Genomic DNA, 5,136 nt, shown 5'->3' with positions numbered 1-5,136 from the left:
CTGTCCCATACCGCTTCCTTCCATTCCAACGAAAGGATCGCACCATCAAACCGTGGGATCAAACACCTAGTTCAATATGCTCCTTCTTGTTCGGCGGCGCGCGACGACTAGGATCGGGCCATGTCGATTGAAACTCGCCTACGTCAGCCACTAACGCTCGCTGCGCTGTGTTCCATTGCGCTGTTGGTATCACTGGCAGCGTTGGCGACGGCGTTCATCCTAAGCCTTGCGAGTGCGGGACGGAACTTTGACCGCGCCGGAATCGCGCAGGCGCAGCTTGCGGCCGTGTCGCGGATCGAAACGCTGGCAAACACCGGGGACGCTGCGGCGCTGCGCCCGCATCTCCACGCCTATGCACGATTGATCCGCACCGAGACGGCGCTGTTACCTACCGCTTCCGCCGAACACGCAGCGCAGGTGCGTGAGGCGGTGGATGCGGACCATCTCGCTGTGCTGGCCGGCGATCCGAAGCGGCGCGGCGAACTCGCGGACCTGGTCTCCCGCATCGTCGCACGGGAACGCACAGAAGCCGCGCGGATCGGCGCGGACATGATCCGGCTGCGGGCGCGAACGACGATCCTGGCCGTGCTACTCGTGCTGGTGGCAGGCGGATCAGCGTTGCTGGGAGCGTTGGGGTTGATCGCAGCCAATCGCCAGCTCGCCAATGAAGTTTCGGAGAAGACGGCGGAACTTGCCATGATCGATCAATCGCGTCGGCTGTTCTTTGCAAAAGCCAGCCATGAAATGCGGACTCCGATCACCGTGATGCGGGGAGAAGCGGAAGTAGCGCTGGCCGATTTCGCTGCCGAGCCACGTGCACTGCGCGAGGCGCTCGGGCACGTCGTCGCTAATGCCGAGTTTCTCGAACACCGGATCGCTGAATTGCTAGCCTTGGCGCGCGCGGATGACGGTCAGCTTCAACTCGCGCGCGAGCTGATCGATCTGGCGACGCTGGTAGAGGGGGCGGGCGACGCCGCACGTGGTTATGCGCGCTCGGCCGAGGTAGCGCTGGCGGTCGAGACTATGGTGCCGCCGCTGACTGTGCGGGGCGACGCGCGGTGGCTGCAACAGGCGGTGCTTGCAATCGTCGATAACGCGGTAAAGTTTTCGCCATTCGGGGGAACCGTTACCGTACGGCTCACGACCAATGATGATGCGGCGCGGATCGATGTGGTGGATCAGGGATCGGGCGTGGCGGACGAGGCTTTGCCGCGGATCTTCGACGCCTATTACCAGGGGGATGCGGGGCGATCGCGGGGCGGCACCGGGCTCGGCCTGTCACTCGCGCGGTGGGTCGTCGAGCAGCATGACGGATCGATCCATGCCGCCAACGCGCTCGCCAATGGCCTGAGCGTCGGCTGTACCGTGACGATCGACCTTCCCTTGGTACCAGTATGAAGATCCTGTTGGTCGAGGACGATGCCGGCATCGGCCGTTTCGTCAGCCGCGGACTGACCGCGCGCGGGTATGAGGTTGCCTGGGAACGCGCGGCGCGGGAGGTGCCGACGATGCTGCGAACCGGCGGATTTGCCGCCGCACTGCTCGACGTGGGCCTTCCCGACCGTGACGGGATGGACCTTTGCCGGGCCCTGCGTGAAGACGGGATCCGGGTGCCGATCCTGATGTTGACGGCGCGAGGAACGTTACAGGACCGGCTCGACGGGTTCGACAGCGGGGCGGACGATTATCTCCCCAAGCCGTTCGCATTCGAAGAACTCGTCGCGCGACTGGCGGCGATCGTCCGTCGGGGAGCGGACGCCGCACCGCCGCCAATGCGCTACGCCAATCTCGCGCTCGACCCGATTTCGCGGCATGCGCTGGTCGACGACCGCCCGCTCGCGCTAAGCCGGCGTGAGTTCGACCTGCTGCAGCGGCTCGTCGCGGCCAATGGCGGCACTGCGACACGAGTGGCGCTGGCCGCTGCTGTCTGGGGCGCAGATGCCGGGATCAGCGACAACGCGCTCGACGTCTATATCGGCTATCTTCGCCGCCGACTGAGCGAACTTCGCGGAGCGCCGGCGATCGAGACACTGCGCGGTCGTGGCTTCCGGCTAGTGCCATCGACCAAGGTATGACGTAACCTGAGACCGATCTCAGGCAAGTGTCGATCAGCCAAGTTATCGTTTCCTCAGCGACGCAGATCGCAGGCGTTGGGGGGATGCAGCATGAAGACCCGTTTCCGTTGGCTGGCCGGTGTCGCCCTGATTGTCATGCCGGCCGCTGGCCACGCGCAGCCGCAAACGCAGACAGGCCTCTCCCCCGAAATCATCGTGACTGCGACCCCGCTGTCCGACGTCGGCGAAGGGACGCTGCCCTTCCCCGCACAGACCACCAGCGACGAGGAGATCGAGGCCGCGCACGCGACCGACATCACCGACTATCTGAAGCGAATGGCGGGCGGCGTGTTCGTCAACGACATCCAGAACAACCCGTTGCAGCCCGATATAAACTATCGCGGCTTCACCGCATCGCCGCTGCTCGGCACGCCGCAGGGGCTGTCGGTCTATGTCGACGGCGTCCGCGTCAACCAACCGTTCGGCGACGTCGTCAGTTGGGACCTTATCCCCAAATCCGCAATCCGTTCGATGACTCTGGTGCCAGGATCAAACCCGCTGTTCGGGCGTAATTCGCTGGGTGGTGCGATCTCTGTCCGGACCAAGGATGGCAAATCCGACCCCGGTGTCGAGATCGAGGCGAGCTATGGATCATTCGATCGCCGTACCGTCGAGGTGCAGGCCGGCGGCAATGCCGACAGCGGTTTCAACTGGTTCCTGAGTAGCGATTATTTTGCCGAGGACGGCTGGCGCGATGTCTCGCGGTCGGAGGCGGGGCAGGCATTCGGCAAGCTTGGCTGGTCTGATACGAAAACCAACGTCGCGCTGTCGGGAAGCTATGCGAAGACCGACCTCAACGGCAACGGGCTACAGGACCAGCGCCTGCTCGAACGTGATCGGTCCAGCGTCTACACCTATCCCGACACTACCCGGAACACCGCGTACCTGATCAACCTCACGGGCGACCACCGGTTTTCCGACGTTCTCTCCTTTGCCGGCAACGCATTTTTCCGCAGCATCAGGACGCGCACGTTCAACGGCGACATCAACGACGATGCACTCGGCGAGAACCTGTATCAACCCAGCGCCGCCGAGCGCGCCGCACTGACCGTGGCCGGATATAGCGGCTTCCCGGTCGCGGGCGAGACGCAGGCCAACACCCCCTTCCCCAGATGGCGCTGCATCGCCAACGTGCTGCTGAACAGCGAGCCGAACGAGAAGTGCAACGGGCTCGCCAACCGTTCGAACACACGACAGCGCGAGTTCGGCGCGACCGGTGAGCTGACGCTGAAGACGCCAGTCGGGGGCGGTTTCAACGCGCTGACGGTAGGCGCGAGCTACGTCAACGGTCGCTCGGTGTTCGTCCAATCGTCGCAATTCGGCTATCTCACGCCCGACCGCGGCATCGTCCCGGTTATCGGCGCGGGCGCGTTCGCAGATGGGACGCAGGACTCCGAACACGCATTCGATGCGCGCGTCGACCTGACCGGCCGCACGACCACGCTCAGCGCCTATGCGCTCGATGCGTTCGACGTCAGCCGGACGCTGCATGTCGACCTGTCCGCGCGCTATGACCACACCGTCGTCCATAACCGCGATGGGCTTCAACCCGGTGGCGGTACCGGATCGCTCGACGGCGACCACAAGTTCGACCGCGTGAACCCGGCGATCGCGCTGCGCTGGAGTCCGACCGAGACCTTCGCGATCGATGCGGCGCTCGCCCAGACCAGCCGTGCGCCATCGGCGATCGAACTTGGCTGCGCGGACCCCGAGAGCCCCTGCCGCCTGCCCAACGCCTTGGCGGGCGATCCGCCGCTCGACCAGGTCGTTGCGCGCACCGTCGAGACGGGCATCAACGCCGACCTCCACGGTATCGCGCTGCGTCTCGGCGCATTCCGCACTGTCAGTCGGAACGACATCCTGTTCGTTGCCGACGATACCGCGGGCTTCGGCTATTTTCGCAATTTCGGGAAAACTCGCCGCCAGGGTATCGACGTCGATCTCGCCGGCGATGTCGGCCCGGTTCACCTGACCGGCCACTACACGCTGCTCGACGCGACCTATCGCAATGGCGAGACCGTCGACGGCTCGGGCAACAGTTCGAGCGAGCACGTCGCGCCCGGATTCGAAGGCGAGATCGACATCGAGAAGGGTGATCGCGTCCCACTGATCCCGCGACACATCTTGAAGGCCGGCGCACGCTGGAAACCGGTAGAGATGCTATCGCTCAGTGCCGACATGATTGCGATTTCGGGCGTGTATGCGCGCGGCAACGAGAACAACGAGCATGAGCCCGACGGGGTGTACTACCTCGGCGAGGGCAAGACCGACGCGTATGCGGTCGTCAATTTTGGCGCGGAGATCCGCCCGGCCCGCCAGTTGACGATCTTCGCACAGCTCAACAACGCGTTCGACAAGCGCTATGCGACCGCCGCGCAACTGGGCGCGACCGGGTTCGATGCGAGCGGCAACTTCGTCGCGCGACCGTTTGCCGGGCCGGTGATCGACGGCGAACGGCCATTAGCGTCGTCGACCTTCTATGCACCGGGTGCCCCACGCTCGATCCAGGTCGGCGCCAAAGTGCGGTTCTGAGGTCTTGGTCGGCGCTCGTCTTGTGCGAGAAAACAGCATGTCTCCCCGCGAAAGCGAGGTTCCAGACTGGGCTCTCGCCTTCGCGGCACAACAAAGCCGTGCAAGCTGTATCTCGACCGGACGAGGGCAGAACGCTAGGCTCGCTTGCCCACCAGTGGCAGCGATCGTTCCTCAAGACCCGGATAGAAGTGCGACACCGACCGCTGTAGCTCATAGCGCGCGGCCTTCATCGCAGCGAAGCGTGGCGGGATCGCGATCTCGCCGGCTTCGACTGGATCTAATCCAGCCTGGATCGCGTCGGTCAACGCCATATCGATCCAGTCTATCCAGTCGCGGGTCTGGTCGATCGCGGCGTGCGGCGTAGAATCGATCGGCCCATGGCCGGGAATCACCCGGAGCTGTCCCAACCCCTTCAGCGTATCGAGCGACGTACGCCAGTGCGGCAGGTCGGCATGCGGCGTCGATGGCGCACGATCGTGGAACACCAGAT

At 64.5% G+C, this 5,136-nt stretch carries 3 protein-coding genes and 1 pseudogene; 3 read left to right on the top strand and 1 reads right to left on the bottom strand.

Going from position 1 to position 5,136, the window contains the following annotated elements; translation table 11 throughout:
* Positions 1–120 precede the first annotated feature (120 nt).
* The 3 genes from sphsw_RS13340 (at position 121) to sphsw_RS13330 (ending at position 4,646) form a co-directional block, all read left to right on the top strand.
* Entirely contained in the window at positions 121–1,398 is a 1,278-nt protein-coding gene (locus sphsw_RS13340) for a sensor histidine kinase (protein WP_081874322.1), read from the top strand.
* On the top strand, positions 1,395–2,075 hold the full coding sequence (locus sphsw_RS13335; protein ID WP_031441036.1) for a response regulator transcription factor: 681 nt from the start codon (positions 1,395–1,397) through the stop codon (positions 2,073–2,075). Before sphsw_RS13340 ends, sphsw_RS13335 begins: the two co-directional genes overlap by 4 nt.
* 90 nt (positions 2,076–2,165) lie before the next feature.
* A complete protein-coding gene (locus tag sphsw_RS13330; RefSeq protein WP_031441035.1) occupies positions 2,166–4,646 on the top strand; it encodes a TonB-dependent receptor in 2,481 nt (826 codons plus the stop codon).
* Between the two features lie 134 nt (positions 4,647–4,780).
* Here sphsw_RS13330 and sphsw_RS18940 read toward each other — a convergent pair.
* Positions 4,781–5,136: pseudogene (locus sphsw_RS18940) on the bottom strand (quinoprotein relay system zinc metallohydrolase 1); the annotation flags it as partial.

This window comes from Sphingomonas sp. FUKUSWIS1 (assembly GCF_000733135.1).
Classification (GTDB): domain Bacteria; phylum Pseudomonadota; class Alphaproteobacteria; order Sphingomonadales; family Sphingomonadaceae; genus Sphingomonas; species Sphingomonas aerolata.
Note: the sequence above shows the minus strand (reverse complement) of the source record. Positions and strands in the feature narration are given on the sequence as shown.

Bases quoted from the DNA above. Each gene is read 5' to 3' on its own strand.
- sphsw_RS13335 (WP_031441036.1), top strand. From the start codon at position 1,395: ATGAAGATCCTGTTGGTCGAGGACGATGCCGGCATCGGCCGTTTCGTC.
- sphsw_RS13340 (WP_081874322.1), top strand. From the start codon at position 121: ATGTCGATTGAAACTCGCCTACGTCAGCCACTAACGCTCGCTGCGCTG.
- sphsw_RS13330 (WP_031441035.1), top strand. From the start codon at position 2,166: ATGAAGACCCGTTTCCGTTGGCTGGCCGGTGTCGCCCTGATTGTCATG.